Origin of the sequence: Flavobacterium hankyongi, assembly GCF_036840915.1 — a bacterium.
Lineage (GTDB): Bacteria > Bacteroidota > Bacteroidia > Flavobacteriales > Flavobacteriaceae > Flavobacterium > Flavobacterium hankyongi.
Genome location: NZ_CP085725.1, coordinates 1,069,372 through 1,089,821 on the forward strand (window position 1 = coordinate 1,069,372; position 20,450 = coordinate 1,089,821).

The following is a 20,450-nucleotide window of genomic DNA, read 5'->3' on the forward strand; positions in this document are numbered from 1 at the left end:
GTTTACATGAATAATGCCACTACAACATCTATGGCTTTGATTCCGATAAATGGAACAATAATACCTCCCAATCCATACCACAATAGATTTCTTATCAATAAGGCCGAAGCTCCTATCGGTTTGTAGGTTACTCCTTTTAAAGCTAAAGGGATTAAGAATGGTATAACAATAGCGTTAAAGATTACTGCTGATAAAATAGCACTTTCAGGACTATGCAGATGCATAATATTCAATCCCTGTAATGAAGGAATGGCTGCAATGAAAAGGGCTGGGATAATCGCAAAATATTTCGCTACGTCATTGGCAATACTGAAGGTGGTTAAGGTTCCTCTTGTCATTAACAATTGTTTCCCTATTTCGACAATTTCAATCAGTTTGGTTGGATCGTTATCCAAATCTACCATGTTACCGGCTTCTTTTGCCGCTTGTGTTCCACTGTTCATAGCAACTCCAACATCAGCCTGAGCTAAAGCAGGAGCATCATTAGTACCGTCACCCATCATGGCTACGAGTTTACCCAACTGCTGTTCATTCTTGATGTAATTCATTTTGTCTTCCGGTTTGGCTTCGGCGATGAAATCATCAACACCTGCTTTATCGGCTATAAATTTGGCGGTTAACGGATTATCTCCGGTTACCATCACGGTTTTTACACCCATTTTACGCAAACGTTCGAAACGCTCCTGAATACCTGGCTTAATAATATCCTGTAATTCTATCACTCCCAAAACTTTTTCGTTTTCCGAAACTACCAATGGAGTTCCTCCATTACTTGAAATTTCGGTTACTTTATCAGCAGTTTCTTTAGGAAAGGCAAAACCTGCATTTTCGCTTAGGCTACGGATAGCATCGAACGCTCCTTTTCTTATTTTGGTTCCGTTCGACAAATTAACACCGCTGCTTCTAGTCTCAGCAGTGAATTTTATTAAAGTAGCTCCGTCCAATGATAGTTTTTTGACAATATCTTTTCCCGCTAATTCAATAATTGATTTCCCTTCTGGAGTTTCATCTGCTAAAGAAGAAAGCGCACAAGCTTTAATAAAATCATTTTCAGTAACACCATTTGTGGGGTAAAAGTGAGTCGCTTTTCTGTTTCCGATCGTAATTGTTCCTGTTTTATCTAACAATAAAACATCAATATCTCCTGCAGTTTCCACTGCTTTACCCGACTTTGTGATTACATTGGCACGCAAAGCTCTGTCCATTCCCGCTATACCAATTGCAGACAGGAGACCTCCAATTGTTGTTGGTATCAAACAAACGAATAATGAAATAAACGCTGCAATTGTGATTGGAATATTGGCATAATCTGCAAAAGGTTTCAATGTGACACAAACGATTATGAATACTAAAGTGAATCCTGCCAAAAGAATTGTCAGCGCAATTTCGTTAGGTGTTTTTTGACGTGAAGCACCTTCTACCAAGGCAATCATTTTATCTAAAAAACTTTCACCAGGTTCAGTAGTAACTTTAACAGTTATTCTGTCACTTAATACCTTTGTACCTCCTGTGACTGAACTTTTATCTCCGCCAGCTTCACGAATAACAGGTGCGCTTTCTCCCGTAATGGCGCTTTCATCAATAGTAGCTAATCCTTCTATAATTTCTCCATCTGTTGGTATAATATCTCCCGCTTCACAAAAAAACATATCTCCTTTTTTTAATTGAGAAGAGGAAACCATCACTACATCATCAGAATAGATTTGACCTAATTCAAGAACTTTCTTTGCAGGTGTTTCTTCGCGGGTTTTTCTTAAACTGTCTGCTTGTGCTTTACCTCTGGCTTCAGCTATTGCTTCAGCAAAATTGGCAAACAAAAGTGTAAATAGCAGAATTAAAAAGATCGCAAAATTGTAGGCGAAACTGCCTTGTGACTGTTCTCCAGACAAAATCCAAAGGCAAACACAAAACATTACTGCTGTACCGATTTCTACGGTAAACATGATTGGATTTCTAAAAAGTGTGGCAGGATTTAGCTTCAAAAAAGATTGTTTTAACGCTTCCAGAACCAACTCTTTCTGAAACAATGATTTATTTTTAGTTTTCATATGTTAATTTTATTGTTTTTCAATAGGTCATATGGAATTCGCATAGTGCTCATTTCATTTTTTATATTATTTCATTGAAAAATATTCAGCAATCGGACCTAAAGCTAAAGCTGGAAAGAAAGACAAAGCAGCAATGATAGCAATGACAGAAAAAATCATCAGTCCAAAAGTTGCTGTATCTGTTTTTAAGGTTCCAGCACTCTCAGGAATATGTTTTTTATTTGCCAAAATACCTGCAATTGCGATTGGACCTATAATGGGTAAGAATCTTGATAAAATCAGTACAATTCCTGTTGTGATGTTCCACCACGGATTATTGTCTCCAAGACCTTCAAATCCACTTCCGTTATTTGCTGAAGAAGAGGTAAACTCATACAGTATTTCACTAAAACCATGAAACCCAGGGTTGTTTAAGGTACTTGCTCCCAATTCAGGGAATCCTGTCGAAAGTGCTGTTCCTGCTAAAATCAGCAAGGTATGCAGCAAAGCAACAATCATGGCTATTTTCATTTCTCTGGCTTCAATTTTCTTTCCTAAAAACTCAGGTGTCCTTCCTACCATTAATCCGCTGATGAAAACTGCAAGAATGATAAAAATGTAGAAGTTTAATATCCCAACACCACAACCACCATAAAAACAATTTACCATCATGGCTAACAATTGATTCATTCCCGAAAGTGGCATGGCGCTATCGTGCATTGAATTCACAGAACCAGTTGAAATAACGGTTGTAGCAATACTCCAATATCCAGAAGCAGCAGCTCCAAAGCGCACTTCCTTTCCTTCTGTCGCTCCGTTAGATATATCAATCCCCATTTTTGCAATCTCAGGATTACCGTTCATTTCTGTAATTACCGTTGGAACGGTTAAAACAAGAAACCCAATGGTCATCACGCTAAAAATCATCCACGACAATTTGCGGCGGTTCAAATAGAAACCGAGAGCAAAAATCATCGCAAAAGGTATTATCATTTGTGCCACCATTTCGACCATATTGGTAAAATAGTTGGGATTTTCAAAAGGGTGTGCAGAGTTGACTCCGAAAAAGCCACCTCCATTAGTTCCTACGTGCTTGATAGCGGTAAAAGCGGCAACTGGGCCTTGAGAAACCTGAACAGTATCTCCCTGAAGTGTTGTTATTGTTTCTTTTCCTTTAAAAGTCATTGGTGTACCATTGAATAACAAAATAACTGCTACGACTACTGAAACAGGCAACAAAATACGAGTGCATGATTTAATAAAATAGTTGTAGAAATTACCCAGTTTTTCGGTAGTTCTTTCTTTTAAGGCATTAAACAATACTGCTGCGGCTGCTAATCCTATACCAGCAGAAACAAACTGTAAGAACATTAAAAACAATTGTCCTAAATAACTTAAACCAGTTTCCCCAGAATAGTGTTGCAGGTTGCAATTAACAATGAAAGAAATAGCAGTGTTAAAAGCTAAATCGGCAGTCATGCTTGGGTTGTTGTCTGGATTTAATGGAAGCCATCCCTGACACATTAAAACTAGCATTACTAGTAAAAACCAGATCATGTTCAGGGTTAGCAAAACAATCATATGTTGCTTCCAGTTCATTTCTTTAGAAGCATCAATGCCGCTAATTTTATAAAATAATTCTTCAATTGGATTGAAAACAGGATCTAAAAATGTTTTTTGTCCTGAATATACTTTTGCAATGTATTTTCCCAACGGAATAGATAATCCCAACGTAATGAGAAACATTGCAATAATTCCTAAAATTTCTGTGTTCATGATTAAAATTTCTTAGGTTTTACCAGCACATAACAGATGTATACAAACACTGCTATGGCAATTATAAATAAGGCTATCATATCTTAAATTTTTTCAAAATAATTAACCGATACATAAAGGAGTGCGAAGCAAAGCAATCCAACTCCCGTTAAAACTATTGTCATCATACCCCCGAAGTATTAATTTGTTTTACATATTCCTTGTGAAGTTCTACAGGTAAAAACTGTTTCATTGTAAAATGATTGAGTTCCAGATAATGTGATACTGAGTACAGATACACATTTGAAATGGCATTTTTAACTTCAGCATTTCCTTTCTGAAATAAATCTTCTGCCAGAGCAAAGCATCTTTTTGCTCTAACCATTTTGCCCAACTTCAAACTGTTTACGGTTACTTCCGCAAAACGTTCCATTTTTTTAATCAGGTTAGTATTTACTTTTTTCATAAATAATTGAAATTTATTTTTCTCACTTATGCCAAAAAACGGGCCTGAGTTACACCAATACCACTAACCAATTGATTTTATTGGCTTTATACTGTTTTCAAGATTTTGAACAATAAAAAACCCTATCAAAACGATAGGGTTAGGACTTTCAAAACGATAGTGTTTTTAGCTAATTTTATATTCTTCCAGTTTTCTGTATAGTGTAGTTAGAGCAATACCGAGTAATCGTGCCGTTTCAGTTTTATTGCCATTTGTATAATTCAGTACTTTTTGAATGTGAAGTTTTTCAGCCGAAGCCAATGAAAAAGCCGATAGCATTTTATCTTGATTTGAATCCTGATTTGTTCCTTTGAGCTCCTGAATTTCGATAGGAAGACTATCGGGCATCAACACACTTTCAGTTTCTAGAATAACACTTCGCTCCAGAACATTTTTAAGCTCGCGAATGTTTCCTGGCCAAGTATGAAGTTTTAGCAATTGAATAAAATCATCTGAAATAGCTTTTATTTTTTTATTCGTTTTTAAAGTAAATAAATTAAGGAAGTATTTTGCCAAAAGTTCAATATCAAGCACACGCTCACGCAATGCTGGCAATTGAATTTGAAAAACCGAAAGACGGTAATATAAATCCTGACGGAATTGACCAGTTTCGATTTCTTTACGCAAATCACGATTGGTTGCGGTAATTATCCTAACATCGACTTTGGTTATTTTACTTTCTCCAACTTTTATAAATTCTCCATTTTCAATCACTCTAAGTAGTTTGGCTTGTAGATCAAGGGCCATTTCCCCTACTTCATCTAAAAATATTGTCCCGTTGTTGGCTTCTTCAAACAGTCCTTTCTTGTCTTTTGTGGCTCCTGTAAAAGCGCCAGCCTTGTGACCAAACATTTCGCTTTCCAATAAATCATGACTAAAAGCTGAACAGTTTATTGCTACAAAACTTTTATTTTTTCGAAGACTTGACTGATGAATGGCTTGTGCAAAAACTTCTTTCCCAGTTCCAGTTTCACCTGTAAGAAAAACCGTAGTATCTGTCATTGCTACCTTTTTTGCTAATTCGATAGATTGTTGCAATGATTTGGAAGTTCCTATAATCCCATCAAAAGAAAATTTGGATTCCAATTGCGCCTCGAGTTGTGCCACTCTTTTTGTAAGACTGTTTTTTTCGATAGCACGATGAAGGAGTGGAATTATTTTATTGTTATCGTCCCCTTTCACGATATAATCAAAAGCTCCGTTTTTAATGGCTTGAACTCCATCTGGAATATTACCATAAGCGGTTAGTAAAATAACTTCAACCGAGGGATTCTTTTCTTTAATAACAGCGGTCAAATCTACACCATTGCCATCAGGAAGCTTAACATCGCAAAATACAACATCAATTGTGCTTTGTTCCAGTTTTTTCAAACCTGATTTGCAATCTCCTGCCTCGATGACTTCAAAGCCTTCCAAAGAAATGATTCTGGCAATTAATCCACGAAGTTTTTCTTCGTCGTCGATGATGAGTATTTTTTTCAATGGAGTAAAATTTGTACAAAATTACAGTTTTGATTGATGCAGCAACTTTTAAAAGTCATTGAACTTTCAAATTATTTCATAAATGGAGAGTTTTTTTCTAATGAAAGATTATAATACTCACAAAAAACAACGTTCTAAGTCGTTGCATTATAACTAGACTGTTGTGAGAAAAAGTTTGTGAGATTTTTTTCTCTCACAATAAAAATTCTCACAGCCTTGTGAGAAAACTTTTTAAAATATTTTTTTTCTCACAACAAATGTATAGGCAACTTTTAATTATTGTTTTTAAAGTTGTGACCCTAAACTAAAAACATTTCACTCTTTTATGGGAAACCATAATTTTTCTTACAGATACTTTTTATCTTAGTATTACAATTAAATTAAGCGAAAATATTCAAAATAATTATTGTTTATTTATGAGTTAGCGGTAGTTAATTGGAAACTATTAAATATAAAAAACATTTTAACATGGAAAACTGTCCTAATTGTCAAGTCAAAATGACAGGAATGTTCAATAACAACTTTTTGCTATCTAAAGACAAAAACAATCTAATAAATGTTTTTAGTGGCAATCCAGAAACCCAGTATTGCAATAAATGTGGAGAAGATTTATATTTAGAAACTAGGCTTTTAATTACAACCGAAAAAAATAACTTACTCAAAGAAATTGAAAAGTTGATATTTAAAATTCCTGTTATTTCCATACAAGCACCACTTAATTGGGATTACGAAATTTTAGATATGATTACAGGTCAAACTACCACTGGAACTGGTGTCATTTCTGAATTCACTTCGACATTTAGTGATATCTTTGGTGTTCAATCGGAACGTTTTAACAAAAAATTAAAGAATGGCGAAGACCTTTGTTTTACTCAATTACGAAAAAAAACAATTGATATTGGCGGAAATGCAGTAATAGCTACTGATATTGATTACTCAGAAATCGGCGGAGATAAGGGAATGTTAATGGTCTGTATGGGTGGAACGGCGGTGAAATTAAAAAACTTAGAAATTCTTGGGGAAGAACGTTCAAGGGACATTACAAGATTAACTGAAATAAATTCAAGATTTAATTATCTATCAACATTTCCACTAGATCTTTGAAATGTAACTACTGCTAACAACTCCTACCTCGTTGCGCAAAGTCTCCTGACTTTGTGCTATTCTAAATATTGTTTAAAAAATACTTCAATCTCCCATAGCTGTTTGTAGATATCGACAATCTCTTTAGAAGTTAGATTATTACTATTGCTTAAAGAATAGAATATTTCATTACTTTTCTTTTCTCTTGCAATGATTAACCTTAAAAATGAAGTTCTTTTTTACAAAGAATCCTATCTTTAATAGAAAATAATCAGTTATGAAGCTCACAAATGTTTCCAACTAAACAAACACAAACAATAATTAAAAAAAATGGTAACAAATTTCTTATGTAATCGTCTATTTGAAATAAATAAAAATGCAAATGCGTACTATTTTCTTCTTTATTCTCTCAATCACTCATATAACTTCTTTTTCTCAAAGTTCTACGTTAGAATCTCTTAAAAAAGATACTTTGTTTATTATCAAAAAAAATCCAGAAAAAGGATTCTATCATGATTATATCTTATTTGTTCCTAAAGAAATTCCCTTAAGTAATAAAATATATCTATTAGTAGAACCAAACAATACAGGTAGACCAACTGACAGTATGGAAGTACACAAAAAAAATGCTATTGACTTAGCATCTGTAAGTTCGGTCGGGAACAACATTTCTACCATGCTAAAAATCCCTTTACTTGTTCCTATTTTTCCAAGGCCAGCTTCACAAGAGCTAATGTACACCCATGCTTTAGATCGCGATGTAATACTTGAAAAATCTCCTACACTAAAACGGTTAGATTTACAACTATTAGCAATGATCAAGGATGCTAAAATGGTTTTAGACGCTATGGGTATTAATGTTGAGTCAAAAATTTTTATGAATGGGTTTTCTGCTTCAGCTACGTTTACAAACCGCTTTTCATTTATTCACCCTCAAATTATAAAAGCATTAGCCATTGGTGGGTTTAATGGAGAACTCATGCTTCCTCAAAATACAATTAATGAAATTAAATTATCCATTGGGACTTAACGACTTCAGCAATTTATTTGATAAAAATTTTGATATAAACTCCTATAAGCAAATCCCTCAATTCATCTATATGGGAAAATTAGATGAAAATGATGCTGTTCAGTTTGATGATGCTTACAATGATATTGAACGTCAAATAATTAATAATAATATTAGCGAAAAAGTACAGGAAAGGTATTTAAAATGTCAGGAGCTATATCAAAAAAAGAATATTTTTCCAATTTTTAAAACCTATGAAAATGTAGGACATTGGACGACATCAGATATGAATTTTGAAGTGATAAAATTCTTTTTTAATCAAATGAAAAAAAAATAAAACTACTGCTCCCCCCTGCTGGCACGAGCGTCTCGCTCGTGATTTTTTTATTTACAAAATTGGAGAAATACTTTTGGCATTTATACCTGATAACAAATTTCGGTAAAAAGAGATTTTGAAATTGTAATAAAGCAAACAGGCTTTGATTTTTTTTTAAACCAAAATAACAGTACAGAATTTAACAATTATCACAAATAAGAAAAAGTAAACAAACAGATATATGAAGAAAGACTACCCAAAATATTATTGGATTTTCATACTTATACTACAATCCTATTTAGTTTTTGAGAAAATTAAAACCGATAAATTTTACTTGTGGAATGTAATAGCCTTAATTGCTTCAATTGTATTTTTATATCATCGTGTTAGACTTAATAAAACACTTATAAATTCAGAAAAAACAATAGTTCTGATGATAATTATTAACGGAATAACATCAACTATCACAAATTTCATTTTGAACTCTGATATATTGAGAATCATAACTACGATACTCATCACAATCATCTCAATTATTATAGGAAACTCAATAAAGGATACAGAAAAAAATACAAAATAATTTTCTGATAAAATAGCCGAAGTTGTTTAAGTCAGGCGCCAATTTTCCACTCAAAAACCTTATCTTAGTCAGAAACAAATTAGTCCCGCACATTAACTGACGGCAAAAGCGGAATATTAGTAGCTGTATTTCTAAAATCCTAAAACTAGTGCAAATGTGGAAACTCATTCTTAAAACTACTCTTATAGCTGGGAGTTTAGATATAACTGCCGCATCCATTCAAACTTATATATTAAAAGGGTTGACGCCTGATATTGTACTAAAGTTTATTGCGAGTGGCATATTTGGCAAAACGGCATATTCTGGAGGAATCGAGTATATGTTATTTGGCTTGTTAGTTCACTTTTTTATCGTGTTTATGTGTGTTATTACTTATTTCTATTTTTACCCTAAGTTTCCCTTATTGAATAAAAATATTTTACTGAGTTCGTTTTTAGTAGCATTGACCGCTTGGATAGTAACAACTAAAATAATTATTCCACTGAGTGAAATTCAACCTTCTCCATTCAATTTGAAAAAAGATGTTATCGCAATAGCTATCTTATTTTTCTGCATAGGTATCCCAATTGCACTTATCACGAAACGCTTTTATTCTAATTCACTGAAATGAGAAAATAAAATAACACTCTATAAATCATAATCGAGAAACTACTTAAACATAAAACAAATGATTACTATCGATATTTTAAGAGAATTAGCACTTTCGTTTCCAGAAACAACAGAAGAACCTCATTTTGAAAAAACTTCTTTCAGAGTAAAGAAAAAAATTTTTGCTACTTATGATGAGACAAAAAATCGAACTTGCATCAAACTATCAGAAATTGATCAAAATGTTTTTTCATCTGCCGATGAAACCATTATTTTTCCTCTTGACAATAAATGGGGCAAACAAGGGTGGACACTAATTGAAATGAGTAAAGTTCATAAAGATCTATTTATAGATGCTTTGACAACTGCATACTGCGAAGTTGCTCCAAAAAAACTTGCCAATCAGGTTAGATTAAATTATTAAAACAGGATAACAGAAAAGAAAAAATGATAGATGAATTAAAAAGAATTGAAAAATCAATTTTTAAAATTAGTAATTTAAAAATTACAAATTTGCTGAATGAAAAGGAATGTGAGGAATATTTAGGCTTTAATTTTTGCTTGAATCAACTGAATATCAAATTCAGAAAAGCTAAAATAACTCCAAAAAAAGTTGGCCAGTTCGTAACTTTATGGAGACGAAACTCTAACAAAGAAACTGAACCATTTACTGCTAAAGATAATTTTGATTTTTACATCATTGTTACCGAACAAGACGATGAATTTGGTTTTTTCTTTTTTCCAAAATTAGCACTTAGTAAAAACCAAATTTTGACAACAAATGAGAAAGTTGGAAAACGAGGCTTCAGAGTTTATCCAGACTGGACGAAAACAGAAAATAAACAAGCCGAAAAAACAAAATCTTGGCAATGTGAATACTTTATAAATCTGAATAACGAAGTTGAAAGTATTCAAAAATTTAATCTAATACTTAATTCAGATTAAGAATACATCTCTTAATAATATCTAGAATACTATACCATCGCCATTTTATTGTATTTGTTACGATATTCAACTGGTGTAAGTCCAGTGATTTTTTTGAAAATAGAGCGAAAAGCTTTTGTGTCAGTATAGCCTACATCATACATTACTTCGTTAATATTTTTTCGGCTTGATTCGAAGCTTCGTTTTGCAAATTCAATTTTTACTCTGTTGATATATTCCAGAACAGAATTATTTGTCGCTATTTTAAATCGTCTTTCAAAACTTCTTCTTCCTAAGGAAACCAAATCTGCCAATTCATCAATCGTAATTTTTTCCTGAATGTTTTTATCAATAAAATCCTGAGCCTGTTTTATCGCTTCATCAGTATGATTTTTCTGCCCTTTAAACATTGCAAAAGCTGCTTGACTATCTCTATCAATATCAATAGCAAAATATTTGGAAGCCAAAATAGCCGTTTCCCTATCGGTGTACTTCTCTACCAAATACAATAATAAATTCCAATAAGACATAGCACCACCACTTGAATACAATCGCTGTTCTTCGGTAACAATGCTACCATCTATCACTTCTACTTCAGGAAACATCTCCTGAAATTCGTTTTGAAAACCCCAATGTGTTGAACACTTTTTACCATTAAGTAAACCTGTAGAAGCCAGTAAAAAAGCGCCTACACAAAGCGAAGCTACTTCTGCCCCATTATTGTATTGTTCCTTTATCCAAGGCAAGGCCTTTTTATTAGCATCAATGGCTGTTTTCATATCACCAAACAAAGCAGGAATTATAACTAAATCTGTTTTAGTTACCTCATTTAAAAGCTGTGATGTATTAATAGAAAATAAACCATCATTGATTTTCACTTGTTTTTTTAAACCTACCAACTCCACATTAAACAATGGCATTTTACCTGATACAGCCATAAACTGATTTACTGCCGAAAACAAATATTGCGGATCAGCAATGGCTTGCATTACCGAATTTTCAGGAACAAGAATACTTACATTCTTCATTTTCTATATAATTTAGTTACAAGAATAAATATAAAACAAAGTTTGTCGTAAATCACCCTTTAGTTGTCATTATTACACATAGTACTATATAAATAGTCGTTGCATCTTTGTAGTATAAATAAACAATCTAAAAAAATAAAGAAATGAAAAACTCAAAAATCACAGTTCAAGCAACTGTTGAAGCAAACGCAAAAAAGGTTTGGAATTACTATAATTCTCCAAATCACATTACTAATTGGAATTTTGCAGACCCAAGTTGGCACTGCCCTAAAGCCGAAAACGATATGAAAATTGGTGGCACTTACAAAGCCAGAATGGAAGCAAAAGATGGTAGTTTTGGTTTTGACTTTGAAGCTATTTACACTGATATCAAAGAAGGTCAAGAGTTTACTTATGAATTTGGTGGAAGAACTGCTACCGTTCAATTTGATGACAATGGCAACAAAACAGAAGTTATTGTTTCTTTTGATCCAGAAACAGAAAATTCTATTGAAATGCAAAAAGGCGGATGGCAAGCCATTTTAAATAATTTTAAAAATTATACAGAAAACAACTAAAATATAAAGAAGATGGAAACGAACAAAGTAACATTGCACAGGGTTTTAACAGCCTCTCCAGAGAAAGTGTTTCGTGCCTTTGCTGATGCAGATGCCATGGCAAGCTGGTTACCTCCTTTTGGTTTTACCTGTAAGGTACACGAATTAGATTTTAAAGTGGGTGGTATTTACAAAATGAGTTTTACCAATTTTACCACAGGAAATTCCCATTCGTTTGGTGGTGAATATTTAGAAATTGTTCCTAATCAATTATTAAAATATTCAGATAGATTTGACGATCCTAATCTATCAGGAAAAATGGTAACAACAGTACAAATAAAAGCTGTAAGTTGTGGCACAGAATTACATATTACACAAACAGGCATACCTGATATGATTCCAACAGAAATGTGCTATTTAGGTTGGCAGGAATCATTAGAAAAGTTGAAAAAATTGACTGAGCCAAATATACCTGATGCGTAAAAATTAGATTCTAAATACTTATTGAAAAGTAAATGATACAAATAAATTCTTACCTCACTTTTAATGGCAACTGTAAGGAGGCTATGACATTCTACAAAGAATGCTTAGGTGGTGAGCTCGTTTTTCAGACTGTTGGTGAATCTCCATTGTCTTCCAACATGCCAGAGCGAATGAAAAACTGTATTTTACATTCTACCCTTACTAAAAATGCTTTGATACTTATGGGCTCCGATATGGTAAGTGAAAAAGGTCTCATTAAAGGCAACAGTGTTTCACTTTCTTTAAATTGTAGCAGTGAAGAAGAAATTAAAAATTGTTATGCTAAACTCTCAGCAGGAGGAACAGCAAATCACAAATTAGAAGAAAGCTTTTGGGGAGCTTTGTTTGGTGACCTTACCGATAAGTTTGGTACTCATTGGATACTTAATTACACAAAAAAAATCTAACAACTAAAATGCTATAAAAAATGAAAAAAGATAAAATAATTTATTGGACGACAACAATCATCCTTTTTTTAATGGAAGGAGTTATGCCTGCACTAACTTCACAAACAGAATTAGCCAAACAAGGTATTAGTCATTTAGGCTATCCTGTTTATTTTGGAAACGCATTGGTGGTTTTTAAAATACTTGGAGCATTGTCTTTAGTAATTCCACAAATTCCTAAACGTTTTAAAGAATTTGCTTATGCTGGTTTTACATTTAATTTTCTATTTGCGAGTATTAGTCACTTCGCAGTAGACGGAGTAGATTTTCAGTCATTCTTTCCATTGCTGTTTTTGGTAATATTAGGAATCTCTTACACGTATTACAACAAGATTTATTCACCTAAAAATGAATACAATAGCTAAGAGAACACATCAATAATTATTTACCAAATACCAGAGATTTAAAGTTTATTTTAAATCTCTGGTATTTTTTTCGGAACTTCGTAAGAATGACAAAAACTCAACCACAAACTAAACATAAAATATCCGAGAAGAAAAACCACATTATGAATGACAACCAAAGTTTAAACGATGCCTGGACTGCCAGATGGGATAATAGATATAGTAATGAAGAATTTGCTTATGGCGAAGAACCAAACAACTACTTAGAAGAGCAATTAAAAAAACTATCTCCAGCAACAATACTTTTTCCTGCTGAAGGTGAAGGAAGAAATGCTGTATTTGCGGCCAAATTAGGTTGGACAGTTTCTGCATTTGACATTAGCCAAGAAGGCAAAAACAAAGCAATGATACTTGCCGAAAAGAATAACACAACTATAGATTATAAAGTTGGAGAATTACAATCTCTTGGTTATAAGAATGAACAATTTGATACAATAGCGTTAATTTATGCGCACTTCCCCGCTGATATTAAATCAAAGTTACACAAAACACTGGCACAGTATTTAAAAATTGGCGGAACAATTATTTTTGAAGCCTTTAGTAAAAAGCATATCGATTATGTGAATGCTAATGAAAAAGTTGGTGGACCAAGAGATATTGAAAGTTTATTTTCGATAGAGGAAATAAAAGCTGACTTTCCAGATTACGAAATTTTAGAATTAGTAGAAACAGAAATTGAACTTAATGAGGGCCTTTTTCATAATGGTAAAGGTTCTGTAATACGATTTATTGGTCGAAAAAAATAGTAAACCACAAACTAAAACGTTAACTACAACAATTTTTAAAATGACTAAAAAAGTAGCTATTCTATCTATAATTTTGCTTGTTTCAGTAGGCTTTTTTGTTCAGTCTGATAAATCAAAAATTGATGATGAACGTTTTATAAGTTATATTGTTAATCCAAAGAAACTAAAAATTGAATTTTACTGGAAAAACGAAAAGGATAAAAACTTTAAAAATGCAGAAAATTTAAGACTTTGGTTGAACAAGAAAAAACAAAACCTTGTTTTCGCAACAAATGGTGGGATGTATAAAAAAGATAATTCTCCTCAAGGTCTTTACATCGAAAATAAGATTACGAAAAATAAAATTGACACTACAACAAGAGGCAACGGTAATTTTTATCTTAAACCAAATGGAATTTTTTACTTAACAACTGATAAAACAGCTAAAATTTGTTTGTCAAATGATTTCATAGATAATGACAAAATAAAATATGCTACACAATCCGGGCCAATGCTAGTAATTAATGGAGCCATTCATACTGCTTTCAAAGAAAATTCAACTAATTTGAACATTAGGAATGGTGTTGGAATTTTACCTAATAATGAGGTATTATTTGCAATGTCTAAAAAGGAAATAAATTTCTATGAGTTTGCAGAATTTTTCAAAAATCTTGGCTGCAAAAATGCTCTTTATCTAGACGGTTTTGTATCAAGAATGTATTTACCTGAAAAAAAATGGATTCAAACTGATGGTGATTTTGGAGTGATAATTGGAGTCACGAAATAAATTATCATTGCTTATAGCAATAACATTTTACTTTTTTCAATAAATCTTTGCTATATCTTTGCAGACATCAATAAAACCTTTGGCCTCATCAAAGAAACTCGAAAATAAAGAATGGCAGCTACTCACGAAGAAACAGCAATAAAAACAACTTATTTCAGTATCATTGGAAATGCAAGCTTAGCTGTAATAAAGGGAATTGCGGGACTTTTTGGAAACTCATACGCATTAATTGCAGATGCTATCGAGTCAACAACAGATATTTTTTCTTCTTTATTGGTTCTATTCGGGTTAAAATATGCGAACAAACCTGCTGACAAAAATCATCCATACGGGCACGGACGAGCAGAACCTCTAATTACATTTTTAGTAGTCGGTTTTTTAATTACATCTGCAACAATAATTGCTTATGAAAGCATAAAAAACATTGGAACACCACACGAACTCCCAAAAGTATGGACATTGTTTGTTGTTATCCCGCTAATTATCTGGAAAGAAATTTCTTTTCAATTGGTTATGAAAAAAGCAAAAGAAACAAATAGCTCCTCTCTTAAAGCTGATGCTTGGCATCACAGAAGTGATGCAATTACTTCTATTGCTGCTTTAATTGGTATTTCTATTGCCCTATATTTTGGTAAAGGTTATGAAACCGCCGACGATTGGGCAGCATTATTTGCTTCAGGATTTATTTTGTACAATAGCTATTTGATTTTTAGACCCGCTCTTGGAGAAATAATGGACGAACATTTATATGATGATTTAATTGATGATATTCGAAAAATATCACTAACTGTAAATGGTATCTTTGGAACCGAAAAGTGCTTTATTAGAAAAGCTGGAATGAAATATCATGTTGATCTTCACGCCATTGTAGATGCAAATATTTCTGTTAAACAAGGTCATGAAATAGCACACGACCTAAAAGATACTTTACGATACGAAATACCTCAATTAGGACATGTTTTAATACATATTGAACCTAATGAATAGAAAAAATATTCTTAGATAGATCATATTAATTTGTTACTGATACAATTACTCTAGTTTGATTCTCATCAAAAACCCTACATAATTTAAAAAAGAACTTATCACACAATACTGTTACATCATCAATGAATCTTAATTAACCTTAGCAATAAGTTGAACATTCTGTTCTTAATATTATAAATTAGCAATATTTACTTCTTAATAACTTGTTATTATCTTTAAACAACTTGTAATGTAATGTGATTGCTTTTTATTATTTTTATCGGTAACAAAAACAATATTTAAATATGGAAAACGAAAACATTATTGTAGCACAGGCCAGCGAGTTAGAAAAAGCTCAATTTTACAAAAAAACCTATTCACACGTAGCTGTAGCCATTTTAGCTTTTATTGTTGTAGAAACTCTATTACTAAACATCCTTCCTATTGAGTGGATTATTGGTATGGTAGCACACAAATTCATGTGGTTATTCATCATTGGATTAATGTGGTTAGGATCATCTTTGTCTGAAAGAATGACTTTTCATCCTTCACGTCAGCAACAATATCTAGGTTTAGGTGCTTATGTAATTTTAGAAGCTATTATTTTCTTACCGCTTATTACTATTGCAATGGCAACTGCGGGAACTGAAATTTTATCACAAGCTGCTTTAATTACACTTTTTATGTTTTCTGGATTGACAGCTGTTGTTTTTCTTACTAAAGCAGATTTTTCTTTTTTAAGAACTGCAATTACTGTTGGAGGATTTATTGCATTAGGATTAATTGTTTGCGGAGCTATTTTTGGCTTCAACCTTGGCCTTTGGTTTTCTGTAGGAATGGTTGTATTAGCATCAGCAAGTATTTTGTATGAAACTAGCAAACTTAAAGATCAATATAATACAGAACAATATGTGGGAGCTGCATTGCGTCTTTTCGCATCAGTAATGTTATTGTTTTGGTACATTTTACGTATCTTAATGAGTAGAAAAAACTAAACGGAAACTTTCCTCTCATAAACATAAAAAAATCCCTGATTATATCATTAAATCAGGGATTTTTATTTAAAATAAAAATTAAAGAATTATAGTTTTTTTAATTCAGAAAGAACTGCTTTTCCAACAGCTTCTGCCGATTGTGGATTTTGCCCAGTAACCAAACGCTGGTCAGTCACAACATGAGATTGCCATACACCTGATTTTTCAAAAATCACTCCTCTTTCCTTAAGTTTGTCTTCTAATAAAAATGGAACTACTTTTTCAAGACCAACTGCTGTTTCTTCTTCATTAGTAAAAGCGTTTACTTTTTTCCCATCAACCAAATATTTTCCATTACTCAATTTAATATTCACAATTCCAGCCGGACCGTGACAAACAGCGCTTACAATTCCGTTGTTTTCATAAATTTTTGTTGCAATTGAAGCAATTTCAGCGTTATCTGGTAAATCCCACACAGCTCCATGTCCACCCGCAAAATGAATCGCAACATAGTTTGATGGATTAATTTCTGATGGCTTTAAAGTGTTCTCAACCTTGTGATGATATACATCATTTTCCCAAAACTTTTTATTAATAGGATCTTTTAAATCAAAACCATCAACAGGCGCTTTACCTCCTTTAGGGCTCACGAAATCTATCTCGTAACCTGCTTCTTGAAGCACTTCCCATGGATGAGAAACTTCACTTAAATAATAGCCTGTAGGCTGACCAGTGTCCCCTTTTTTATCGTGACTAGTTACTACAAATAAAATCTTTTTCATTTTTTTAGCTTGTTTCGTTTGTGCCATTGCTTCTGTTCCTGAAATCATAAGAGCAAAACCTGAAAAAATCATTACTCCTTTTTGTATTCTTTTAATAATTTGTTTCATAGTTATAAATTTAAAAATTATATAAATTACTTTTCATTGGTTTTACACAATAGTTGTTTATATCGCTATTAATAAAATCAATAGTACAAAATTCATAATATTTGGAAACGTTAGCAAGGAGATAAATCAACCTTTTGGGGTGAGGTAAATCACATTTTATGCTTTCAGACGGCTCAAAGTTTCTCGAGTAACTCCTAAATAAGCTGCCAACATCTTTTTAGGAACGCGTTGTATTAATTTAGGTAGTTTTTTAATCAAGTTGTTGTATCGTTCTTCGGCCGTTTCAGTTAGTAAAGACAAAATACGTTGTTGCAAGGCAATATATCCGTAATGCGATTTTATTCGGAAAAAATTTGACATTTTTGGTACTTCAGCACAAAGCATATTAAGATCTTCTAAACGAAGTGAGAAAAACTCTGAATCTTCAATACAATCAATGAAAATAGTAGCCGGAATTTGATTTTGGAAAGCATTAAAATCTGTTGTCCAATACTCTTCCAAAGCAAATTGAAGAATATGTTCTTTCCCATTACTATCTATAGCATACGCTTTTGTAAGTCCGCTAATAATCCAGAATTCCGCAGGGACAGCTTCGTCTTTCTGAACAAGAAACTGATGTTTTTTTAGCTTTTTATATTTGAAAAATTGTGACACAAAAATCCACTCCTCATCGGTGAGTGCTATAATTTCTTCTATATGTTTACGTAACAGCGTGTAATTTTCTTCCATAAAATGATACGGGCAAAAGTAATAAAATGGACTTTTAAGAAGAAAATTTCACTATAATAAATACAGAAAAAAATTATTCACAATTACCCTCAATATCACAACTTTCACCAGCTAGACCAACAGAAATATCCTGATTCTTTTTCCAGTTCTCATGGTATTGTACAAGGATTTGTAAAAAACTATCTGGAGATAATGCTCCACTAAAAGTTGCTTGATCATTAATTACAAAATGAGGAACACCTCTTAGACCCACATATTGTGCATTACTAATATCCTCTTGTACTTCTTTAGTAAAAAAATCGCCTGTGAGTGCTTTTTCTACTTCGGTTTCTGATAGTCCTATTTCTTTAGCAATATTAATCAATTGCTTAGTGTCACTTATATTTTCGCCTTTTACAAATACAGCCTCAAACAAACGTTCTTCCAGTTCATGTGCTTTCCCTTCTGTTTTGGCCCATTGCAATAAACGGTGTGCCAAGAATGAATTGGCCCATTTCATATTGTCGATATCAAAAGTAATACCTGAGTGAACTGCCATTTGGACTACTTGTTCATTTAATTGTTTTGCTGTTTCATACGACATTCCTTTGTGATCTGCTAGTGCCTGATGCGCATCTTTATCTGGATTGTATTCTAAATTTGGTGCCAATTGATAACTGTGCCAACGAATATCAATATCTGCTGCATGTGAAAATTGTGCTAATGCCTTGTCCAAATTTCGTTTACCTATGAAACAAAATGGACAAAGCATGTCAGACCAAATATCTAGTGTAAGTTTAGAATTCATGTTTTTATTGCAAAGGTAAAAGTTGGGAATTTTCTTTTCCTTAATTTTCAGTTAAAAAGAGCTGAATGGTATGTTATTATAAAGCAAAAAAGCTGCTAAAAGCAGCTCTTATATTCTATTTAAATGGAAAATACTTTATTGTTTGACAAAACTTCCATCAGAATCGATAGAATACTTTAAAGATTCTGTAGACGTGTTTTTACCATTTTCCAAAGATTTTTTAGTTACTGTAATTATATAATCTTCATCAATTGAAAAACTTGTTATTTCTTTATAAGAATCGTCTCCAGGTTCATGCCATTCTCCTTCCACATAAAGTTTTGAAAGAAGTTTGTTTTCAAAAATTGTAGCAAGAAAAAACCTATAATCAAAATCACCACAATCTACAGGAACTAAAATAACTTTGCTGTTTTCAAAATTAGGTAATGCTATATAGCGTAATGTACTGCTATCACAAAGCAATTCATCAATTCCTTCAAACTTACAGTCTGTAGTACTGTACTTTATTTTATTAATGTCAATTTTTTTAGAATATGGCAACTCTAAAGTAGATTTTAGCAGACATTCTTTATTTTCAGTTGCTGATGCTTCAACTAGAGTATCTTTTGATTGTACAGTAGCCACCGTATCTATTTTTGTACTTTCTAGATTGTTCTTTGCTACCTCATTTTCTTTACAACTAAGAAATAAAGAAAAAATAATAATTGGTACTACTTTAAAAAACTGTTTTAAAAATTTCATTTGTTAACTTACTAAACTTATTTAAGCTTTATAATTAAACCATCCTTTTTAATTTGATACTTCTCTATACTTTTTTTAGATCTAGTATTATAATTTATATCATAAACTATGACTGATATATCTTTATTTATAACAAATGATTGATAAGTCTCATTTTCTGGCATTGCATACCCAATCGATTCACTTGAAATAATCTTATTGTTATTTATATTTATTAATGTTTGTGAATCTGAGTCACCATATGTACAATAAACATAAGTATCAAAACTTAATCCTCCGTTATTTATTTGGAAAATCTGATCAGGATTATCTTCATTATTCTCATATATTATTTTCTTAATACTTTCGAATTTCTCTTCTTTTAAAGTAGGGTAAACTTCTTTAAATTTTGCTTCATTTTGATTTGCTAACTTATTTTTTTCCTCAAAATCGAAAGGCAAATTAACTAAATTAATAGGTATATTAGTATCTTCTTTATTACTTGTTAGAGTGTCCTTGTTCCCTACATTTTTATTCTCTGTAGCAATAACTTCGTTTTTTGTTTCTACATTTTGAACAATTTTAGTATCACTATCATTACTCTTACAGTTAAAAAGAGTCCACAAAAAAATACTAACTAAAAAAATATACTTTTTCATATTTAAAA

The 20,450-nt window shown here is 32.2% G+C and carries 25 protein-coding genes; 15 read left to right on the forward strand and 10 right to left on the reverse strand.

The features are described from left to right. Positions 1-2: 2 nt before the first annotated feature. The 4 genes from kdpB to LJY17_RS04945 form a co-directional block, all read right to left on the reverse strand. On the reverse strand, positions 3-2,048 hold the full coding sequence (gene kdpB / locus LJY17_RS04930) for a potassium-transporting ATPase subunit KdpB (RefSeq protein WP_264542741.1): 2,046 nt from the start codon (positions 2,046-2,048) through the stop codon (positions 3-5). Between the two features lie 66 nt (positions 2,049-2,114). Next, positions 2,115-3,803, reverse strand: coding sequence for a potassium-transporting ATPase subunit KdpA (kdpA, locus tag LJY17_RS04935; protein WP_264542742.1), 1,689 nt, complete (start codon positions 3,801-3,803; stop codon positions 2,115-2,117). 163 nt (positions 3,804-3,966) lie between these two features. Further along, positions 3,967-4,248 carry a DUF7674 family protein gene (locus LJY17_RS04940; RefSeq protein WP_264542743.1) on the reverse strand — a complete coding sequence of 94 codons (282 nt, stop codon included), beginning with the start codon at positions 4,246-4,248 and terminating at the stop codon, positions 3,967-3,969. A 165-nt stretch (positions 4,249-4,413) separates the two neighbouring features. Continuing rightward, the gene (locus LJY17_RS04945; protein ID WP_264542744.1) at positions 4,414-5,769 is read right to left on the reverse strand and encodes a sigma-54-dependent transcriptional regulator; all 1,356 of its coding nucleotides are present in this window, start codon (positions 5,767-5,769) and stop codon (positions 4,414-4,416) included. Between the two features lie 468 nt (positions 5,770-6,237). Here LJY17_RS04945 and LJY17_RS04950 point away from each other — a divergent pair, with 468 nt between their 5' ends. From LJY17_RS04950 to LJY17_RS04980, 7 genes are all read left to right on the forward strand, one after another. Beyond that, entirely contained in the window at positions 6,238-6,873 is a 636-nt protein-coding gene (locus LJY17_RS04950; protein ID WP_264542745.1) for a heavy metal-binding domain-containing protein, read from the forward strand. 361 nt (positions 6,874-7,234) lie between these two features. After that, positions 7,235-7,882 (forward strand): hypothetical protein, encoded by a 648-nt coding sequence (locus LJY17_RS04955; protein WP_264542746.1) that lies wholly within the window; start codon positions 7,235-7,237, stop codon positions 7,880-7,882. Then, positions 7,854-8,198 carry a hypothetical protein gene (locus tag LJY17_RS04960; protein WP_264542747.1) on the forward strand — a complete coding sequence of 115 codons (345 nt, stop codon included), beginning with the start codon at positions 7,854-7,856 and terminating at the stop codon, positions 8,196-8,198. Before LJY17_RS04955 ends, LJY17_RS04960 begins: the two co-directional genes overlap by 29 nt. Before the next feature lie 220 nt (positions 8,199-8,418). Next, positions 8,419-8,757, forward strand: a complete 339-nt coding sequence (locus LJY17_RS04965) for a hypothetical protein (RefSeq protein WP_264542748.1) — start codon at positions 8,419-8,421, stop codon at positions 8,755-8,757. 154 nt (positions 8,758-8,911) lie between these two features. Beyond that, complete coding sequence (locus LJY17_RS04970) at positions 8,912-9,367, forward strand: DUF1440 domain-containing protein (RefSeq protein WP_264542749.1); 456 nt, start codon at positions 8,912-8,914, stop codon at positions 9,365-9,367. 57 nt (positions 9,368-9,424) lie between these two features. Then, the gene (locus LJY17_RS04975; RefSeq protein WP_264542750.1) at positions 9,425-9,769 is read left to right on the forward strand and encodes an MmcQ/YjbR family DNA-binding protein; all 345 of its coding nucleotides are present in this window, start codon (positions 9,425-9,427) and stop codon (positions 9,767-9,769) included. A gap of 23 nt (positions 9,770-9,792) precedes the next feature. Beyond that, on the forward strand, positions 9,793-10,290 hold the full coding sequence (locus tag LJY17_RS04980) for a MepB family protein (protein ID WP_264542751.1): 498 nt from the start codon (positions 9,793-9,795) through the stop codon (positions 10,288-10,290). A gap of 29 nt (positions 10,291-10,319) precedes the next feature. Here the strand turns inward: LJY17_RS04980 and LJY17_RS04985 are convergent, their stop codons facing one another. Continuing rightward, on the reverse strand, positions 10,320-11,297 hold the full coding sequence (locus LJY17_RS04985; protein WP_264542752.1) for a GlxA family transcriptional regulator: 978 nt from the start codon (positions 11,295-11,297) through the stop codon (positions 10,320-10,322). Positions 11,298-11,440: 143 nt separating this feature from the next. Between LJY17_RS04985 and LJY17_RS04990 the strand changes: the two genes are divergently transcribed. The 8 genes from LJY17_RS04990 (at position 11,441) to LJY17_RS05025 (ending at position 16,678) form a co-directional block, all read left to right on the forward strand. Next, positions 11,441-11,854: an SRPBCC family protein gene (locus tag LJY17_RS04990; RefSeq protein ID WP_264542753.1), complete on the forward strand. Its 414-nt coding sequence runs from the start codon at positions 11,441-11,443 to the stop codon at positions 11,852-11,854. A gap of 12 nt (positions 11,855-11,866) precedes the next feature. Further along, entirely contained in the window at positions 11,867-12,316 is a 450-nt protein-coding gene (locus LJY17_RS04995) for an SRPBCC family protein (RefSeq protein ID WP_264542754.1), read from the forward strand. A gap of 32 nt (positions 12,317-12,348) precedes the next feature. Further along, the gene (locus LJY17_RS05000; protein ID WP_264542755.1) at positions 12,349-12,762 is read left to right on the forward strand and encodes a VOC family protein; all 414 of its coding nucleotides are present in this window, start codon (positions 12,349-12,351) and stop codon (positions 12,760-12,762) included. A gap of 20 nt (positions 12,763-12,782) precedes the next feature. Beyond that, positions 12,783-13,166 carry a DoxX family protein gene (locus LJY17_RS05005; protein ID WP_264542756.1) on the forward strand — a complete coding sequence of 128 codons (384 nt, stop codon included), beginning with the start codon at positions 12,783-12,785 and terminating at the stop codon, positions 13,164-13,166. A 143-nt stretch (positions 13,167-13,309) separates the two neighbouring features. After that, positions 13,310-13,951: a class I SAM-dependent methyltransferase gene (locus tag LJY17_RS05010; RefSeq protein WP_264544881.1), complete on the forward strand. Its 642-nt coding sequence runs from the start codon at positions 13,310-13,312 to the stop codon at positions 13,949-13,951. 40 nt (positions 13,952-13,991) lie between these two features. Then, positions 13,992-14,717, forward strand: coding sequence for a phosphodiester glycosidase family protein (locus tag LJY17_RS05015; protein ID WP_264542757.1), 726 nt, complete (start codon positions 13,992-13,994; stop codon positions 14,715-14,717). 111 nt (positions 14,718-14,828) lie between these two features. Beyond that, positions 14,829-15,704 (forward strand): cation diffusion facilitator family transporter, encoded by an 876-nt coding sequence (locus LJY17_RS05020; RefSeq protein ID WP_264542758.1) that lies wholly within the window; start codon positions 14,829-14,831, stop codon positions 15,702-15,704. A gap of 284 nt (positions 15,705-15,988) precedes the next feature. Beyond that, on the forward strand, positions 15,989-16,678 hold the full coding sequence (locus LJY17_RS05025) for a Bax inhibitor-1/YccA family protein (protein ID WP_264542759.1): 690 nt from the start codon (positions 15,989-15,991) through the stop codon (positions 16,676-16,678). An 86-nt stretch (positions 16,679-16,764) separates the two neighbouring features. Here LJY17_RS05025 and LJY17_RS05030 read toward each other — a convergent pair whose 3' ends face one another. From LJY17_RS05030 to LJY17_RS05050, 5 genes are all read right to left on the reverse strand, one after another. Continuing rightward, the gene (locus LJY17_RS05030; protein ID WP_264542760.1) at positions 16,765-17,547 is read right to left on the reverse strand and encodes a type 1 glutamine amidotransferase domain-containing protein; all 783 of its coding nucleotides are present in this window, start codon (positions 17,545-17,547) and stop codon (positions 16,765-16,767) included. Between the two features lie 156 nt (positions 17,548-17,703). After that, entirely contained in the window at positions 17,704-18,276 is a 573-nt protein-coding gene (locus LJY17_RS05035) for a Crp/Fnr family transcriptional regulator (protein ID WP_264542761.1), read from the reverse strand. A 73-nt stretch (positions 18,277-18,349) separates the two neighbouring features. Continuing rightward, the gene (locus tag LJY17_RS05040) at positions 18,350-19,063 is read right to left on the reverse strand and encodes a DsbA family oxidoreductase (protein ID WP_264542762.1); all 714 of its coding nucleotides are present in this window, start codon (positions 19,061-19,063) and stop codon (positions 18,350-18,352) included. Between the two features lie 135 nt (positions 19,064-19,198). Continuing rightward, the gene (locus LJY17_RS05045) at positions 19,199-19,804 is read right to left on the reverse strand and encodes a hypothetical protein (protein WP_264542763.1); all 606 of its coding nucleotides are present in this window, start codon (positions 19,802-19,804) and stop codon (positions 19,199-19,201) included. 17 nt (positions 19,805-19,821) lie between these two features. Then, complete coding sequence (locus LJY17_RS05050; protein ID WP_264542764.1) at positions 19,822-20,442, reverse strand: hypothetical protein; 621 nt, start codon at positions 20,440-20,442, stop codon at positions 19,822-19,824. Positions 20,443-20,450 lie beyond the last annotated feature (8 nt).